This is a genomic window from Janthinobacterium sp. SUN176 (assembly GCF_030587335.1).
In the GTDB taxonomy this organism is placed as follows: Bacteria; Pseudomonadota; Gammaproteobacteria; order Burkholderiales; family Burkholderiaceae_D; genus Janthinobacterium; species Janthinobacterium kumbetense.
In genome coordinates this window covers 133,923-151,155 of sequence record NZ_JAPWIA010000001.1, presented here as the reverse complement: position 1 = coordinate 151,155, position 17,233 = coordinate 133,923, and the positions used below count along the sequence as shown (strand labels likewise).

Below are 17,233 nucleotides of genomic sequence, written 5' to 3'. Positions count from 1 at the left end.
GCCCGTCTACAATGGCGGCTGACCGCACAACAGGAATAGCATGAACGACGCCTTCGAATGGACCAGCCTTGCCCGCACTTTCGGGCTGTTTACCGTCACGGCCGTGGCCGAACTGCTGGGTTGCTACCTGCCCATGCTATGGCTGAGCAACAAGGGCAGCGCCTAGCTGCTGTTGCCGGCCGCCCTCAGCCTGCTGATCTTCGTCTGGCTGCTGACCCTGCATCCGGCCGCCAGCGGCCGGGTGTACGCCACGTATGGCGCCATCTATATCGCCACGGCCTTGGGATGGCTGTGGCTGGTGGACGGCGTCACGCCCGCCTGGACCGACATCGCCGGCGTGGGCCTGGCCCTGGCCGGCGCCGCCGTCATTGCCATGGGGCACAAAGCGGCTTGATTTACCTCAAGCGGCATGCGCGCGGAAGTTTGTTTCCGCCGACCATGCCGCGCTGGCGCGGGCCAGGAGGACGGCTTCGCCATCGGCCAGCCAGTCGTCCGCATCGGCGATCTTCCACATGGCTTGCAGCAGCTTGCGGCGCAAGTCCGGGTCCGTGATTTCATCGAGCAAGCTGTCGATCACGCCATGGGCCAGCTGCACGGCGCCATGCACGGTCGACGTCAGCATGTCGTCGCACAAGTCTTGCAGCAGTTGCTGGAAGGCTGCCGGTTCCAGGTCGATATGCTCGAGGATCTTGCTGCGATGCATGGCTTGCAGCTCGGCGCTGGCCAGGTTGCCGTCGACCACCATCATCAGGGCCAGGATACGTCCCGCTGCCTGGGGACTGTTCGCTTCATAGGTACGCATGATTTTCTACTCTTTCTATTAGTCAATTAAAAGGCACGCCACCGCCAGGCGGGGCGCGCCGTACAACATTTACTTCTTGTCGCTGCGGGTGATGAACACGCTGGCCACGCAGCTCGACACGATCAGTACCGCCACCACCAGCAAGGACGCTTCCACCGGCACGTGGTACCACGGCATGACCAGCATCTTGGCGCCGATGAACACCAGCACCATCGCCAGGCCATACTTGAGCATGTGGAAGCGGTCCGCCACATCCACCAGCAGGAAATACAGTGCCCGCAAGCCCATGATGGCGAACAGGTTCGAGGTGAAGACGATGAACGGGTCCGTCGTGATGGCGAAGATCGCCGGGATCGAATCGACCGCGAACACCAGGTCCGTCACCTCGATCAGGATCAGCACGAGGAACAGCGGCGTGACATAGCGCAAACCGCCCTTTGCCACGAAGAAACGTTCGCCGTGGTCGCCATCGGCCACCCGCAAGTGGCGGCGGGCAAAGCGCAGCACCGGGTTGTTCGCCACGTCCGGCTCCGCATCGGCCGCCACCAGCATGCGCATGCCCGTCACCAGCAGGAAGGCGCCGAACAGGTACAGCACCCAGCTGAACTCGCTCACCACCCACGCACCGGCCATGATCATCACGGCGCGCATGACGATCGCGCCCAGCACGCCATAGATCAACACGCGGCGCTGGTACTGGATCGGCACCTGGAAGGCGCTGAAGATCAGCAGGAAGACGAACACGTTATCGACCGACAGGGCTTTTTCGATCAGGTAGCCGGAGAAAAATTCCAGCGCCTTCTGGTTGGCGATCTCGGGACCGGCCGTGCCGTTCAGATACCACCACAGTCCGCCGTTGAACAGCAGGGCCAGGCTGACCCACACGAGCGACCACGTCGCCGCTTCCTTGACGCCCACCTTGTGCGCCTTGTTGCCGCCGAAGACGAACAAGTCCAGCGCCAGCATCACGAGGACAAAGGCGATGAAACCGGCCCACATGGGTGCCGTTGCAATACTTTCCAGGCCGTTCATCGGCGGCCTCCGCAATGCTCTGTTTGTATTCTGAAGTCCATGGCACTCTCCTTGCATGAATTGAGCAGCCATCATAGCCTTCTTATAAACATCGAACAAATCGAATATAATTTAATAATACATCGAAAAACTCGATGTATTTATTTTCCGGGAAACACCATGTCCACACTCAACTTCAAGCACTTGCGCTATTTCTGGATGGTGGCCAAGACGGGCAGCATCGCCCGCGCGGCCGAGCAGCTGCACCTGACGCCGCAGTCGATTTCCGGCCAGCTCAGCGAGTTTGCCGACACCCTGGGCGTGGAACTGTTCCGCCGCAGCGGGCGCCAGCTGGAATTGACGGATACGGGCCGGCGCATCCTCAGCCATGCGGAAAGCATCTTCAGCACGGGCGATGAATTGCTGGAAATCGTGCGCGACCAGTCGCGCACCACGACGACGACCTTCCGCGTGGGCTGCGCCGATTCCGTGTCGAAACTGATCGCGTGCCGCCTCGTCGCGCCGGCGCTGGGACTGGCCGAGCCGCTGCGCATCATTTGCCGCGAAGGCCGGCTGGCCAGCCTGCTGGCGGACCTGGCCGTGCACCGGCTGGACCTGATCATGGCGGACCGCCCCATGCCGGCCCACTTGAGCGTGCGCGGCTATAACCACTTGCTGGGCGAAAGCGGCATGACCCTGTTCGGCACGCCGGCGCTGGCCGTCACCCTGGCGGGCGGCTTTCCGCAATGCCTCGATGGGGCGCCGCTGCTGCTGCCCGGCGAAGACTTCGCCATCTACGGGCGCCTGCTGCAATGGTTGGGCGACAACAAGCTGCACCCGCGCATCGTCGGCGAGTTCGACGACAGCGCCATGATGAAGGCCTTCGGCCAGTCCGGCGCCGGCCTGTTCTTCGCGCCCACCGTCATCGCGCCCCAGGTCTGCGAGCAATACGCCGTGGTGGCGCTGGGCCGGGTCGACAGCCTCGTCGAGCAAGTGTATGCGATCACCACGGAACGGCGCCTGAGCCACCCGGCCACCATCGCCATCAGCCAGAGCGCGCGGCGCGAGCTGTTCGTGTAAGCCGTGGCCGTCCGGGCCGCACCTGGCGCCGAAAGTGCGGGCGCTCGTCGATTTCCTGGCCGAGGCGCAGCTGTTGTCGTCAATTGCCCACAAATAAGGCAGAGGAAAAACATTCGGACAAATATATCTTTATAATGGCAAGTCTTCCCGACGCCCTGCGCGCCCCTTCCTGGACTTGCCGCAATGAAGCACTTGCACGATATTCCCTCTGCCTTCAAGCATGAATTTGCCAACCCGCGCCTGTGGTGGTCGCGCGCCGTCGTCGTCGGCATGGCCGCCATCGCCGGTCTCGTCGTCGTGGGCTTTACGTGGCTGGCCGAGGAAGCGCTGGACCTGTTTCTCTTTTTTAACGGCAAGGCCTGGTGGTTCGCCCTGCTGTGGACGCCCGCCTGCGCCGCCCTGCTCGTCTGGCTGACGCGCCGCTACGCGATGGGCGCGGCCGGTTCCGGCATCCCGCAAGTGATGGCGACACTGGACCCGGCCGTGGTGCCCGCGCAGCGCTCGCTGTTCGTGTCGCTGAAACTCAGTGCGGCGAAGATCGGCCTGACGGCGGGCGGCTTGCTGGGGGGACTCTCGCTGGGACGCGAAGGCCCGTCCGTGCAGATCGCCGCCGGCGTGATGCTGGCCGCGCGCCGCTGGCTGCCCCGCCACTCGCAGGTGAGCGCCCATTCCCTGCTGGTGGCGGGCGGCGCGGCCGGCATCGCGGCCGCCTTCAATACGCCGCTGGCGGGCGTCATGTTTGCCATCGAGGAACTGTCACGCTCGCCCGAGCAGCGCAACAGCGGCCTCATCGTGGCGGGCATCGTGCTGGCCGGCATGATGGCCGTCTCCATCCACGGCAACGCCACCCACTTCGGCATCATCCACCCCGGCCCCATCGGCCTGGCGCTGGCCTTGCCGGGTTTGCTGGTGACCCTGGTCGCGGGCGTGGCCGGCGGCCTGTTCGCCCGGCTGCTCTTGGCCTCCGCCCGGGGCAATCCGCTGGGGAAATTATCCGCGTGGAGAAAAGGCCGGCCCGTGCTGTTCGCCGCCGTCTGCGGTGTGCTGGTGGCGGCCATCGGCATCGCCAGCCATGGCGCCACGTTCGGCAGCGGCACCGTGGCCACGCGCGCCATGCTGGAAGGCTCGTCCGACGTGGCGCCCGCCTTCGTTGCCTTCAAATATGTGGCGACGTGGCTGACCGTGTGGTCGGGCGTGCCGGCCGGCATCTTCGCGCCCTCCCTGGCCATCGGCGCCGGCATCGGGCATGACATTGCGCAATTGCTGCACTACCCGCACGCGCCCGCCCTGATCGCGCTGGGCATGGTGGGTTTCCTGGCCGCCGCCACGCAGGCGCCGCTGACGGCTTTCATTATTGTCATGGAAATGGTCGATGGCCACGGCATGGTGCTCAGTCTGATGGCTTGCGCCGTCGTGGCCAGCACCGTGTCGCGCGTGCTCAGCGAACCGCTGTACGGGGCGCTGGCGCAGTTGCAGCTGCAACGGCTGCCCGCGCCACCGCACTAGAAATTGCGGCAGGCGCGCAGCAAGCGGCCATCCTGCCACTCGCAGACGGTGCGCGTGCCGTCGCCGGCCCAGGCCCGCTCCAGGCCCTGCTTGCGCCCGCGCACGTAGTCCACGGCGTGGCGGGGCGAGCCGTCCGCATGCCATTCGCGCCAGGCGCCATGCGGCTCGCCATCGCGGTAGGAAGCGAGCCGGGCCAGCGTGCCGTTCGCATGCCATTGCCTGTCCTCGCCCTGCGCGCGGCCCTGCGCATCCTGCTGGCGCTGGCGCAGCGGCGTGCCATCGTCGCGCCAGCTTTGCGTGCTCAGCATGACGCCATCTTCGAACAGGTTTTTCTGGTCCAGCTGGCCATTCGCGAAATACAGCAGCGACCAGCCCTGCGGCTTGCCATGCAGGAAATTGAGGCGCGACATTTCTCGGCCGTCCGGCCACCAGGCCTGGTGCAGGCCGTTGCGCTGGCCATCCAGATACGGTCCCCGCTCGGCCAGCCGGCCATCCGGATGAAACGCCGTCACTTCACCGGTCAGCACGCCATCGGCGAAATGCGCTCGGTTGCTGACCTGGCCGTGCTCGTCAAAGCTCAGGAATTCGCCGTCGGCGGGCTGGCCCGCCTGGTACAGCAAGGCATGCCTCAGCTGGCCATTCGCATGAAAGTGGCTGTGCAAGCCGTCGTACTCGCCGTCGCGGTACGCCTTGCGGCTCTTCACCGTCCCGTCCGCATAGTATTCCACGTTCACGCCATTGAAATCGCCCTCCCCGTTGCGCTCTTCCAGCAGGCCCAGCTGGCCATCGGCAAAATACACGCTGCGCTGGCCGGTGTAGCGCGGCGACGCCACGTCGGTGCCGAGCAGCCAGGCATCCATGTGCAGCTTGCCCGGCGGCTGCGCGAAATGCAGCTGCCAATGCCATGCCTGGCGGGCCGCATCGTGGCGCAGCGGTGCGCGCTGCTCGTACACGGCCGCGGCGGGCGCCACGGGCTGGTAATCCCCGTCAAAATACTGGGAGGCCGGCGACGGTTCGGCAGCCACGGCCGGGGTGGCCGGGGCGTTGGCCATGGAAACGGACGGGGAAACGGCCAGGACGGCGGCCAGCAAAACGGGAGTGTATATCTTCAATGCATGCTTTCATCAACGGTGCGACGGCGCCGATGATACGGGCAAGCGGGGCGGCGCGCCACACGCTTGCCCGTGACTACATGGTGAACGGAAACGGCTGCATACCCGCCTGCCGGTCGTCGGGGGCGACGACGGCCAACAAGGCGTTCAAGCCCTGGTTCAGGTGCGCCAGGCTGTCGGGGTCCAGCTGGGCCAGCGCACTGGGCAGCAAGCCGCGCGCCGGCTGCGGCGCGCCGGCGATGACGGCTTGCCCTTCCAAGGTCAGGGTCAGGGTGACCACGCGCTGATCGGGCTGGTCGCGCGCCTTGCGCACATAGGTTTTTTTGACCAGCGCCTCGACCAGGTTGCTGGCCGTCGTCTGGTGGATCGACATCTTGCTGGCCAGCTCGCCCATGCGCAGGCCCGGCCGTTCCAGCAATTCCTGCATCACCCACAATTGTGCGCCCGACACGCCGCATTGCTTTTCGATTTGCGCCGAGTGGCGCTGCGCCGCGCGCATGACGACGCGCATGTTTTGCAAGGCCATGCCTTGCGCCCTGGCCATCGCCGAAACTTCCGTTTCCACCACCATTGCCTCCAGTTATCCTGCCGGCTTCGCGCCTGCTGGCGGGCCGGAATCCCTGCATGATACCTGCAAAGGCGGACGACTCCTAGCGCATGGAAACTGGCTCTCCGGCTTGCCACGCCTGCTCCAGCACCAGCTTGCCGGCCTGGTCCCAGTGGCGTTCGATGCCGTGCTTCTTGCCGTGCTCATACGGCACGATCTGCCGCAGGCTGCCGTCGCTGTACCAGGTCTGCAGCAAGCCGTGGCGCTGGCCTTCGACAAACGGGGTCACGCTGGCGCGCGCGCCGTTGGCATGCCAATCCGTCGTGTCGCCGTGGTCGCGCCCCTGCGCGTCTTTCTGCCAGGCAAACACGGGCCGGCCATTCGGGGCCCACGTTTGCAAGCTGAGCACGGCACCTTTCTGGTACAGGGTCTTGTTCGACACGACGCCATTGCCATGGCTTTCAAACGACCAGCCGTCGGGCTGGCCGTGCACCCAGACGGTGCTGGCCAGCACCTTGCCATCCTGCGCGTACATGACGAACTCGCCCTCGCGCTGGCCATCGACATACCGCCCCTTCCGGAACAGCTTGCCATCCGCATAAAACGATTCCTCCACGCCATCCATCTGGCCATGGCGTCGATACGAGCGGCTGCTGACGGCCCCGTTCGCGCCATACGACACATGCTCGCCATCGGCCATCTCGTCGCCGTGATACAGCGTGCGGCTCATCAGCTGGCCATTCTGGTGATACGTTTCCGAAATGCTGTCGCGCCCGTTCGGCAACGCGGTCACCCGCTGCTGGACCTGGCCATTCTCGAAGTACACGCTGCCGCCGAGCAGTTCCTCGCCCTGGGCATCGAAGTAGGTTTCGCGCAGCAGCTGGCCATTTTCATGGTAATACTTGCGAAACTTCACGAACTTGACCTGGCTCAAGTCCAGGTCCGTGGCATAGGTTTCAAAGGCCGGCACGCCCGGCGTGTCGGGAAATTCGAGCCGCACATGCCAGGCGCCCAGCGCCTCGTCGCGCACGGGCGGCGTGCGCAGCGCATACACGGCGCTGCGCTGATTGCTGGGCATGAAATTTTCATCCAAATACATGGTCCGGTCTTCCTCCTGCAAGGTTGACGTCGGCGTTTGCCCTGCGGGCTGTGCCTGTGCCGCCAGCGGCGAGGCCAGGACCATGCCCAGCAACGCGGCCAGGGCCACGCGTGTCTTCTGTCGTGTGTGCATTGTGTTCCGTTGCAATGTTATCGTGCGGCGGCCATCATAATGGAAAGCAACGTTTTTCCCCGTCACGAAAGAAATCCATGCACTTGCCCTCCGCCCCCAGCGACACACAGATACTGGACATCATCGACGCCTGGATCGCCGACCTGGCGCGCGGCGATTACGCGTGCGCCCATGCGCGCACGGCGCACGACGCGTATTACGGCTGGACGCCGGCGCTGCTGCGCGCCGTGATCGAAGGGTATGGTTCGCCGGAGCCGTATGCGGATGGCAGCGTGTATCGCGTCACGCCGGCGGCGCTGGCCAGCGGCGCGCCGCACGAACGCTGCGTCGAGCGCCCGGCAAGCGAGGACGGCGGCGTGGCGATCGCCGAAGCGCGCCACGCCCTGCCACTGAACGGCGCCTGGTCGGACCTGACCGCCACCTTCCGCGTGGAAGGCACGGCGCTGGGCGCCACGCTGGTATTACAGGAAATTCACGTGTTCTGAGGTTCTAGGCCGCGCCATCCTTGACGGGCGACAACTGGCTCGCATGCAGGCGCGCATACGCGCCGCCCTGCTGCAGCAAGGTGGCGTGGCTGCCCGATTCCACCAGGCGCCCGCCCTGCATGACGACGATGCGGTCGGCGCTTTCGATGGTCGACAGCCTGTGGGCGATGACGATGGTGGTGCGGTTGCGCATCAGCACTTCCAGCGCCGCCTGCACGGAACGTTCCGACTCCGTATCCAGCGCGCTGGTCGCTTCGTCCAGCAAGAGAATCGGCGCGTCCTTGTACAGGGCGCGCGCGATGGCCAGGCGCTGGCGTTGCCCGCCCGACAGGCGCGAACCGTTCTGCCCCGCCTGGGTTTCGTAGCCTTGCGGCAACTGCATGATGAAGTCGTGCGCATACGCAGCGCGCGCCGACGCTTCGATGCGGGCCTGGTCCGGGGCCGGGTCGCCATACGCGATATTCGCCGCCATCGTGTCGTTGAACAAAATCACATCCTGGCTGACGAGGGCGAACTGGCGCCGCAGGGCCAGCAAGGCATAGTCGCGCAGGTCGACGCCATCGAGCAGGATCTGGCCGCCGCTGACGTCGTAGAATCGCGGCAGCAAGCCCAGCAAGGTCGTCTTGCCGCCGCCGGAGCCGCCCACCAGGGCCACCGTTTCGCCGGCGCGGATGTCGAGCGTGATATCGCTCAAGGCCGTGGGCGCATCGGGATCGTCGCTGTTGTAGCGGAAGTTGACGTTCTGCAAGGACAGATTGCCCTGCACCGTGACCGGCGCGATGGTGCCCGGGTCCGGTTCCAGCGGCGTGTCGATCAAGCCGAAGACGGACTCGGCCGCCGCCAGGCCCCGCTGCAGCGGCTCGTTGATCTTCGTCAAATTCTTGATCGGCGACTGCATCGCCATCAGCGCGCCCATGAAGGCGACGAAGGCGCCCGGCGTGATGGCGCCGCTTTGCGCGCGCAGCATGGCGAAATAGATCACGGACGACAGGGTAATGCCGACGAGCATCATGATGAAGCCGGAATTCATGGCCGAGGTGGCGGCATGCTTGACGGCCAGCTGGCGGTTGCGCTTGACGACGTTGACGAAGCGCGCCTGTTCATAATCCTGGCCGCCGAAGATTTTCACCACGCGCTGGCCGCCGATGCTTTCGTCCAGCACGGACGTCAGCTCGCCCACGGCTTGCTGCGAACTCTTGCTCAGGTGGCGCATGCGGCGGCCCGCCAGGGTCACGACGATGGCCACGATGGGCATCGACGCCATGCAGAACAGGGCCAGTTTCACGTCGATGCTGAACAATAAAATCAGGTAGCCGACGGTGGCGACGGAATCGCGCACCATCACGTTGAGCACGTTCAAGCCCGCCTGCGACACCTGGCTGGCGTCGAAGGCCACGCGCGACTGCGTCAGGCTGGTGGTGGTGGTGTCGAAAAAGCGGCTGGGCAGGCGCATGATGGTGGCGAACATCTTTTCGCGCAAATCCGCCTGCACCCGGCTCGATAACCAGACGGAACCGTAATCGCCGGCAAAGCTCGACACCATGCGCAACACGGCCAGGCCCAGGATGGTGGCGGGAATCACCCACAAGTCCACCTGCCCTGCCTGTGCCGGCAAGAAACGGTCGACCCAGCCCTGCAGCATGCCCATCACGCCGGACGCGGGCGCGGCCTGCGTGCTGGCCGTCGCGCGCATGGCGTCGACGACGTTTTGCAATTGCCTGATTAATAACACATCGGTGGCGGACGCCACGCCCACGGCCAGCAAGGTGGCGGCAACGATGGCGCCATAGCGGCGAAACTGGCCGGCCAGGCGGAAGAACAGGAGGCGACTTTGCTGCATGCAGATGGGAAAAAGAAGGTAAAACGTGATTCTAACCGTTGCGGGTGGCTTTCCCCCAAGAAAGTAGAGCAGCATGGCTTGCGCGCCTGGCCATGGTGACAATTGGAGATGGTGATGGTGAAAATACGACCTACACTTGCTGAGCTAGCTTAACGATGCCGAGACATCGGGACTGGCCCTACACGCCGCGGGCCTGGCGGCGCACCCCATCCTTCCTGGAGATACCATGAGCGTTCCCATCTACAAAGTAAAGGCCGTGCACCTCGCCATCGACAAGAGCCTTCCCCCGCATTTGCATGTGAGCGCGATCGGCGAAGTCAGCTCCGGCGGCTGGCAGGCGATCCCCCTCGCGCCGCGCGTCTACCTCAAGCCGCCGCAGGACGGCATCCAGGACCTGGACTTCGGGGCGACGCCGCCCAGGGGCAGCGAGTCCGTGATCCAGGTCATCCTGCCCATCGTGGCGGGCGCCGTCCTTGCCCTGCCGGACTGGCTCAAGGGCGTGCGCGTCCATGCCAGAACCAATGCGGTGGTCACCTTGCTCACCGACGAGGCATGCTTGCACCAGGTGGCAGCCATCAACCACGACTAGGCAGCCGCAGCGCACGCTGCGGGCAGTCATCGCGACGCCGCCCTCCCGGCAAGGAAGGGCGGCGGCCGGTGCTTATTGTTTTTTCACTTTCCAGGCAGCCGTGCCGGCCTTGCAGACCGTCAGCTTGAGGGTCTGTTCCTGACCCTTGGCGCTCAAGCCCACCTGCACCTTGCGGCAGGTTTGCTCATCCGTCTTTTGCGTGTCGCTGGCCGTGATGTCGGCGGCGATGCGCACGGAATTGCGCAAGCCTTCATTGCTCCATTGCACGGTTTCGCCATCTTTCTTGTCATTGAGCACGTCGGTGACGGCCTTGACGAAGACGGGCTTGTCGTTCTTGTTCAGGTAGGCCATCGGCGTATCGGCCAGGAAACCCAGGCCGACGGCGGAAGCGGAAGCGCTGAAGACGACGCTGCCGAAGATCAGGGCGGACAGCAGTGTGGCGGGACGTATACGCATGGAAAACTCCTTTAAAGTAGAAATAGGGACCGCCGGGGCGGCCCTCAGCCGGGGTCCGCCGGCGAAATGCCCGCGGCCAGCAAGGCGTCGATGCTGGGCACGAAATAGATCGCCGACGACAGCGCCGTGGAAAAATCCAGCAGCCGGTCCGTCTTGGTGACGCCATCATAGCCTACGCCGTACATTTGCCGCAGCATGCCCATGGTCACGGTGATGTCCTTGCAGAAACCGACGAACATGACGCCCGCCTCGGTGGCATTGGCGTAATTGGCGTTGCGGCGCACGATATCGACTTCCTCGCCATCGCGGATGAATTGGTTGCGGCCCACGTGGGAATCGACGGGCAGTGGCGACAATTCATGGCTGCCGGCCTTGGTGCGGCCCCACACCTGCTCCGCCGCGTGCACGGGCAAGGCGCGCAGGCGCTCCACGTCCATGCGCCATTTCTGCAGCAGCACGGTGGAGCCGCCCGCGCCCGCTTCGCCGTCCGGGATGATGGCCACGCCGTTGGCGCGGAACGGATTCGGGTTGGCGACGCCGTCGGCAAAGCCGTCAAAGGTCACGTTATTGTGATACGGAAAACACACCTGTTCGCTGGCCAGCTCGGCGAAGGGACTGAGCAAGGTGAGCGTCGTGCGCATGCTGTCGTACAGGGTGGCCGCGTTCGACTGCGTGATCCAGACCCAGAAATCGTGCTGGGTAGCCGTCGCCGTCTTGCCGTTGGCGCCCACCAGGTCGTGCGCGAACGATGCCATATTGTCCGGCACGCAGCCTGGGCACGCGGCGCGCCACAGTTCGGGCTTGAATCCCAGCACCACATTGGCCGTGCCGCCCGTCAACTGATGGTGGCGGTTCAGGGTGGGGTCCAGGATGCCCGTGACTTCGGATTCCCACAGCTTGCCCAGCCGCTGGAACAGCTGCCGCATGTCGACGCCGGCCTTCACCTTGAACTGCAAATGCACTTCGTCGCGCGCGACGACAGACAGCATGCTTTGTGGAATTGCCATGACAGAGGTTCCTCTTTTTCGTTTCTATGTGGATCTTAAACCAGAAGTGCCGGTTGGTAGTTTCATTTTGGCAACATGCGATAACTGTAACTATAGGTAGTCATGAATTGGACGATAATGCAATGACGTAGAGCAAGAATAAGAATGGATACCATTGCATGAAATTGTATGAAAAGCTCGTCAGCGACATCGAGCAACTGGTGGCCAAGGGCGTGCTCTTGCCCGGCGAACGCATTCCGTCCGTGCGCCAGACCAGCCAGCAGCACAAGCTGAGCATCACCACGGTGCTGCGCGCCTACGTCAAGCTGGAGGGCATGGGCGTGATCGAAAGCCGGCCCCAGTCCGGCTACTTCGTGCGCCAGCGCGCCGGCGACACCGCCACGCCGTCCATCTGCATGCAGGCGTCGCACCCCAGCCCCGTGCCGGCGGAAGTGCACGTCAGCCGGCTGGTGCTGTCCACCCTGCGCTCGATCGGCTTGCATGACGCCATCCCGCTGGGCTCGCCCTACCCCGACCCGTCGCTGTTTCCCTGGGAGCGCATCAACCAGTATGCGGGCGCGGTGGCGCGCCGCAACCGCGCCTGGAACGTGACGGACGACCTGCCGCCGGGCAACCCGCAGCTGATCCGCGAAATCGCCCGCCGCTACATGGAAAACGGCCTGGCCGTCGATCCCGACGAAATCATCGTCACCGTGGGCGCCACGGAAGCCATCAACCTGTGCCTGCAAGCGGTGGCCAAGCCGGGCGACACCATCGCCGTCGAGTCGCCCACCTTCTACGCCATGCTGATGGCCGTCGAACGGCTGGGCATGAAGGTGGTGGAAGTGTCCACCGACCCGTATGAAGGCATCAGCATCGAGGCGCTGGCCGACATCATGGCCCGGCAGCCGATCGCCGCCGTCATGGTGATGCCGAACTTCCAGAATCCGCTGGGATTCCAGATGTCCGACCAGCGCAAGCGGGCCTTGTACCAGTTGCTGGAGCAGCACGACGTGCCCGCCATCGAAAACGGCGTCTACAACGAGCTGTATTACGGCGACGCCCACCCAACCTCGCTCAAGTCCTACGACCGCAAGGGCCTGGTGCTGCATTGTTCCTCGTTTTCCAAGAGCCTCAGTTCCGCGCAGCGCGTGGGCTGGGCGCTGGCCGGACGCTACCGGGGCAAGGTGGAGGAACTCAAATTCCTCAACACCCTGGCCACGTCCTCGTTTCCCCAGCTGGCCATCGCCGAATACCTGCAAAACGATGGCTACGAACAGCATCTGCGCCGCACCCGCAAGGCGTATGCCCAGCAGGCGCGCATCATGGCGGCCGCCGTGCAGCGTTTCTTTCCTGCTGGCACGAAAATCTCGCACCCGCAGGGCGGCTACGTGCTGTGGGTGGAATTGCCCGGCGACATAGATTCCATGCAGCTGTACCGGCGTGCGCTGGAATGCAAGATCACGGTGGGTCCGGGACGCATGTTTTCCGTCAGCCAGGCTTACAAGCATTGCATCCGCCTCAACTACAGCTATCCGTGGAGCGTGGGCGTGGAACAAGCCATTATTCTTCTCGGCAAACTCATCACCGAATTCCTGTAGGCATTTCACGCAGTCCCGTCACCCGCCCACCAGCGACATGCGCACGGTGGGATACTGCTTGCGCCCGCCAAGCTGGGCCAGTGCGCCGCGCACTTCCGAATAGCGGTCGCCACGGCGCTGCCAATGCTGGCGCAGCAGGCTTTCCAGACCTTGCGCAGAATCAAGCCGGGGCCGCAGGTCGAGGCCGTCCTGGGCGAACAAACACGTAAACAGCTTGCCGTCCGACGAGACGCGCACGCGGCTGCAGTCGCCGCAGAACGGCTGCGACACGCTGGAAATGAAGCCCACTTCGCCGCCGCCATCCAGATAACGGTAGCGGCTGGCCGTTTCGTGCGAGACAGGCTTGCCTTCGCCCAGCGACACGAGGGGGAACTCGGCGGCGATCAGCGCGCGCGCCGCCTCGGACGTGACGACATGCGTGCGCGACCAGGCGCCGATGCCGCCCACGTCCATGAATTCGATCAGGCGCAGCACCACGCCCGTGTGGCGGAAATGGCGCGCCAGCGGCACGATCTGGCTGTCGTTGACGCCTTTCTGCACCACCATGTTGACCTTCACGGGAGTCAAGCCCACGGCTTGCGCTACCTCAATGCCGTGCAGCACTTTCTCGACGGGAAAATCGACGCCATTCATGCGCTGGAAAATGCCGTTATCGAGGCTGTCGAGACTGACGGTGACCCGCTCCAGGCCCGCATCCTTGAGCGAACGCGCCTTGGCCGCCAGCAAGCTGCCATTCGTCGTCAGCGCGATGCTCACGGCGCGCCCGTCCGGCGTGGTCAGTTTCGCCAGCGCCTCGATCAGCTGTTCCAGGTTCTTGCGCAGCAGCGGCTCGCCGCCCGTGATGCGGATCTTGTCGACGCCGAGGCGCACGAAGGCGCGCGCCATCGTCTCGATCTGCGCGAAGGACAGGCGTTCGCTCGATGGAAGAAACGGGTAATCGCTGGGGTACAGCTCGGCCGGCATGCAATAGGTGCAGCGGAAGTTGCACTGGTCGATGACGGAAATGCGCAAATCCGTCAGGGGGCGGCCCAGCATGTCCACGCACGGTTCGATATGGCTTGGCTGCCGGAGCGCCGGCTGCGGATACAGGATGGTGTTCATGGTGCTTCCCCTCGATAGGCATTCGTCTGGAAGTAGCATAGGACGAATGGGGGCAGGCAAAGAGGTACAGTCCGGCGCCGGCCGATAGAGTACAGACGCGCGGGACTGTACTCCTACTGCGATGGCGGTGCGGCAAACACCGTGGCGCACAGTTCCGCGCCCGCCGCGCTGAGTAGCGCGCTGCCGCCGCCGCTCTCCGCCGTCGTCACGTTCACCAGTCCCGCGCTGGACAGCGCATTGAGCTGGCGCAACAAAGTGCTCATCTGTACCCCCGCCCGCTTGGCCAGCTTGGCCAGCGACCACGGTTTCTCCGGCGCCTCCTGCCGCGCCTCCCACAGCAGCGCCAGCAGCGCTATCAGGGCCGCGTCGATGCCGTCTTCCTTGTCTTCCTTGTGCATGTTTTTTCTCCTTGTCCACATCATAGATCACGGCCTGCGCCGGCGCGACCGGCATCGTCACCTTGCCATCTGTACTCTGTTTTTTTGTCCGGAACTGTGCGCCTACGGGGCAAGCCGCCGCCCCTACCATGTGATTGTCCCATCGCATATCACCAGGAGAGTCATCATGAGCAAGCCAAAGTCCGACGCGCGCATCGCGCCCTACACCCATGCCGCGGCCGGTTGGGGTGCCCTCAAGTACGTGGCCATCAACCTGTTCAAGGAAAAAGTCAGCGCGGGCAATTACCGTTCGCTGTTCGAGCAAAACCAGCCCGACGGCTTCGACTGTCCCGGCTGCGCCTGGCCTGACCGCGAACACGCGTCGACCTTCGAATTCTGCGAAAACGGCGTCAAGGCCGTGGCCGCCGAATCGACGAGCAAGCGCGTGCGCCCGGAATTTTTCGAGGAGCACACGGTCACCGCATTGATGGAGCAGTCGGACTATGATCTGGAACAACATGGCCGCTTGACGGACCCCATGGTGTACGACGCGGCCAGCGACAAATACCAGGCCATTTCCTGGGACGACGCCTTCGCCCTCGTGGCGCACCACCTGCACGCGCTGGACGACCCGGACCAGGCGGCCTTCTACACGTCGGGCCGCGCCAGCAACGAAGCGGCTTTCCTGTATCAACTGTTCGTGCGCGCCTACGGCACGAATAACTTCCCCGACTGTTCCAACCTGTGCCACGAAGCGACGAGCCGGGGCTTGCCGGAAACGGTCGGCATCGGCAAGGGCACGGTGCTGCTGGACGACTTCGAGCATGCGGACACCCTGCTGCTGTTCGGCCAGAACCCGGCCACCAACCACCCGCGCATGCTGGGCGAATTGCGCGAGGCATCGCGCCGCGGCGCCACCATCGTTTCCATCAATCCGCTGCACGAACGGGGCCTGGAGCGCTTCACCAGCCCCCAGCATCCGCTGGAAATGCTGACGGGCGGCAGCACGAACATCTGCTCGCTGTTCATCTGCCCCACGCTGGGCGGCGACTTTGCGCTGATCAAGGCCATGGCCAAGCGCGTCGTCGAGCTCGATGACGAAGCCATCGCCCATGGCCAGGAGCGCGTGCTCGACTGCGATTTCATCGCCGAACACACGAGCGGCTTCGACGCCTTCGCGGCCGACCTGCGCGCGGAAAGCTGGGACTTGCTGCTGGCCGAATCGGGCGTGGCGCGCGACAAGATCGAAGAATTGACGCAGATCTATGTGAAGGGCAAGGCCGTCATTTCGACCTGGGGCATGGGCGTGACGCAGCACAAGAATTCGCTGGCCACCGTGCAGATCCTGTCGAACTTGATGATGATGCGCGGCAATATCGGCAAGCGCGGCGCGGGCCTGTGCCCCGTGCGCGGCCACTCGAACGTGCAGGGCGACCGCACCATGGGCATCGAGGAACAGCCGACCAAGGAATTCCTCGACCGCCTGGGCCTCGTCTTCAACTTCGAGCCGCCCCGCCACCACGGCTACGACGCCGTCGGCACCATAGCAGCGATGCTGGAGAAAAAGGTGAAAGTGTTCGTCGCCCTGGGCGGCAATTTCTCCATGGCCACGCCGGACACGCCGCGCACCTGGGATGCGCTGCGCTCCTGCGACCTGACCGTGCACATCGCCACCAAGCTCAACCGCAGCCACCTCGTGCACGGCAAGGATGCGCTGATCCTGCCCACCCTGGGACGCACGGAAATCGACGTGCAGTCAGGCGTGGCGCAAGGCGTGACGGTGGAAGACTCGATGAGCATGGTGCATATCTCGTTCGGCATGAACCAGCCCGCCTCGCCCAATCTGCGTTCGGAAATCGCCATCGTGGCCGGCATGGCGCAAGCGACCCTGGGCAGCGAGAAGATCGACTGGCTGCGCTATTCCGGCAACTATGCCTTGCTGCGCGATTCCATCGAGCAAGTGTTCGATGACTTTTTCGACTACAACTTGCGCGTGGCCAAGCCGGGTGGTTTCCACTTGGAAATCGCCTCGCGCGAACGGGTATGGAAGACGCAAAGCGGCAAGGCGCAATTCCTCGTCAACGCAGTGGAACTGGACACGCCGATCCACCGTGCACGCCAGCAATATGGCGAGCGCCTGATGGTGCTGATGACAACGCGTTCGCACGACCAGTACAACACGACCATCTACGCCATGGACGACCGCTACCGCGGCGTCTTCGGCCAGCGCCGCGTCGTCTTCATCAACAAGGACGACTTGGCCATGCTGGGCTTTGCGGCCGGCGACTGGGTCGACCTGATCGGCGTGTGGCACGACGGCATAGCACGCCGCGCCGACCGCTTCCTGCTGGTCGAGTACGACATTCCCCGCGGCTGCATCGGCGCCTACTACCCGGAAACCAATCCGCTGGTGCCGCTCGACAGCGTCGGTTACGGTTCGCGCACGCCGACCTTCAAATCCATTCCCGTGCTGCTGTCGCCTTCGGCCGCAGTCAGCTGAACAGGAGAA

The 17,233-nt window shown here is 64.4% G+C and carries 16 protein-coding genes and 1 pseudogene; 7 read left to right on the top strand and 10 right to left on the bottom strand.

All coding sequences use genetic code 11. The features are described from left to right. Positions 1 to 40: 40 nt before the first annotated feature. Positions 41 to 394: pseudogene (locus tag O3299_RS00780) on the top strand (YnfA family protein). Between the two features lie 6 nt (positions 395 to 400). Here the strand turns inward: O3299_RS00780 and O3299_RS00775 are convergent. Both O3299_RS00775 and O3299_RS00770 read right to left on the bottom strand, forming a co-directional pair. After that, positions 401 to 802 carry a TerB family tellurite resistance protein gene (locus O3299_RS00775; RefSeq protein ID WP_077401482.1) on the bottom strand — a complete coding sequence of 134 codons (402 nt, stop codon included), beginning with the start codon at positions 800 to 802 and terminating at the stop codon, positions 401 to 403. Positions 803 to 871: 69 nt separating this feature from the next. After that, complete coding sequence (locus tag O3299_RS00770) at positions 872 to 1,834, bottom strand: TerC family protein (RefSeq protein WP_305061289.1); 963 nt, start codon at positions 1,832 to 1,834, stop codon at positions 872 to 874. Positions 1,835 to 1,993: 159 nt separating this feature from the next. Between O3299_RS00770 and nhaR the strand changes: the two genes are divergently transcribed. Together nhaR and O3299_RS00760 are read left to right on the top strand one after the other, a co-directional pair. Then, positions 1,994 to 2,893 (top strand): transcriptional activator NhaR, encoded by a 900-nt coding sequence (nhaR, locus tag O3299_RS00765; RefSeq protein ID WP_305061288.1) that lies wholly within the window; start codon positions 1,994 to 1,996, stop codon positions 2,891 to 2,893. Positions 2,894 to 3,076: 183 nt separating this feature from the next. Then, entirely contained in the window at positions 3,077 to 4,399 is a 1,323-nt protein-coding gene (locus tag O3299_RS00760; RefSeq protein ID WP_305061287.1) for a chloride channel protein, read from the top strand. On the opposite strand, the gene O3299_RS00755 is transcribed toward O3299_RS00760, so the two are convergent. The 3 genes from O3299_RS00755 to O3299_RS00745 all read right to left on the bottom strand — a co-directional run bounded on the left by O3299_RS00755 (position 4,396) and on the right by O3299_RS00745 (position 7,289). Further along, positions 4,396 to 5,511, bottom strand: a complete 1,116-nt coding sequence (locus O3299_RS00755; protein WP_305061286.1) for a toxin-antitoxin system YwqK family antitoxin — start codon at positions 5,509 to 5,511, stop codon at positions 4,396 to 4,398. The two genes, O3299_RS00760 and O3299_RS00755, sit on opposite strands and share 4 nt — an antisense overlap. Positions 5,512 to 5,587: 76 nt before the next feature. Then, positions 5,588 to 6,082 carry a MarR family winged helix-turn-helix transcriptional regulator gene (locus O3299_RS00750; RefSeq protein WP_305061285.1) on the bottom strand — a complete coding sequence of 165 codons (495 nt, stop codon included), beginning with the start codon at positions 6,080 to 6,082 and terminating at the stop codon, positions 5,588 to 5,590. 79 nt (positions 6,083 to 6,161) lie between these two features. Then, entirely contained in the window at positions 6,162 to 7,289 is a 1,128-nt protein-coding gene (locus tag O3299_RS00745; RefSeq protein WP_305061284.1) for a toxin-antitoxin system YwqK family antitoxin, read from the bottom strand. A gap of 77 nt (positions 7,290 to 7,366) precedes the next feature. Here O3299_RS00745 and O3299_RS00740 point away from each other — a divergent pair, with 77 nt between their 5' ends. Next, on the top strand, positions 7,367 to 7,774 hold the full coding sequence (locus O3299_RS00740; protein WP_305061283.1) for a hypothetical protein: 408 nt from the start codon (positions 7,367 to 7,369) through the stop codon (positions 7,772 to 7,774). 4 nt (positions 7,775 to 7,778) lie between these two features. Here O3299_RS00740 and msbA read toward each other — a convergent pair whose 3' ends face one another. Further along, entirely contained in the window at positions 7,779 to 9,614 is a 1,836-nt protein-coding gene (msbA, locus tag O3299_RS00735; protein ID WP_251350808.1) for a lipid A export permease/ATP-binding protein MsbA, read from the bottom strand. A gap of 226 nt (positions 9,615 to 9,840) precedes the next feature. On the opposite strand from msbA, the gene O3299_RS00730 reads away from it, so the two are divergent. Then, positions 9,841 to 10,203: a hypothetical protein gene (locus O3299_RS00730; RefSeq protein ID WP_305053509.1), complete on the top strand. Its 363-nt coding sequence runs from the start codon at positions 9,841 to 9,843 to the stop codon at positions 10,201 to 10,203. 72 nt (positions 10,204 to 10,275) lie between these two features. Here the strand turns inward: O3299_RS00730 and O3299_RS00725 are convergent, their stop codons facing one another. Both O3299_RS00725 and O3299_RS00720 read right to left on the bottom strand, forming a co-directional pair. Beyond that, positions 10,276 to 10,659, bottom strand: coding sequence for a hypothetical protein (locus O3299_RS00725; protein ID WP_251350810.1), 384 nt, complete (start codon positions 10,657 to 10,659; stop codon positions 10,276 to 10,278). 44 nt (positions 10,660 to 10,703) lie between these two features. Then, the gene (locus O3299_RS00720; protein ID WP_305061282.1) at positions 10,704 to 11,666 is read right to left on the bottom strand and encodes a Dyp-type peroxidase; all 963 of its coding nucleotides are present in this window, start codon (positions 11,664 to 11,666) and stop codon (positions 10,704 to 10,706) included. 158 nt (positions 11,667 to 11,824) lie between these two features. Here O3299_RS00720 and O3299_RS00715 point away from each other — a divergent pair, with 158 nt between their 5' ends. Then, on the top strand, positions 11,825 to 13,246 hold the full coding sequence (locus O3299_RS00715) for a PLP-dependent aminotransferase family protein (protein WP_251350812.1): 1,422 nt from the start codon (positions 11,825 to 11,827) through the stop codon (positions 13,244 to 13,246). 18 nt (positions 13,247 to 13,264) lie between these two features. Here the strand turns inward: O3299_RS00715 and moaA are convergent, their stop codons facing one another. After that, positions 13,265 to 14,347 carry a GTP 3',8-cyclase MoaA gene (moaA, locus tag O3299_RS00710; protein ID WP_305053512.1) on the bottom strand — a complete coding sequence of 361 codons (1,083 nt, stop codon included), beginning with the start codon at positions 14,345 to 14,347 and terminating at the stop codon, positions 13,265 to 13,267. 113 nt (positions 14,348 to 14,460) lie between these two features. Beyond that, on the bottom strand, positions 14,461 to 14,745 hold the full coding sequence (locus O3299_RS00705; RefSeq protein ID WP_305061281.1) for a helix-turn-helix domain-containing protein: 285 nt from the start codon (positions 14,743 to 14,745) through the stop codon (positions 14,461 to 14,463). Between the two features lie 166 nt (positions 14,746 to 14,911). On the opposite strand from O3299_RS00705, the gene O3299_RS00700 reads away from it, so the two are divergent. Further along, positions 14,912 to 17,224: an FdhF/YdeP family oxidoreductase gene (locus O3299_RS00700; protein WP_305061280.1), complete on the top strand. Its 2,313-nt coding sequence runs from the start codon at positions 14,912 to 14,914 to the stop codon at positions 17,222 to 17,224. Positions 17,225 to 17,233 lie beyond the last annotated feature (9 nt).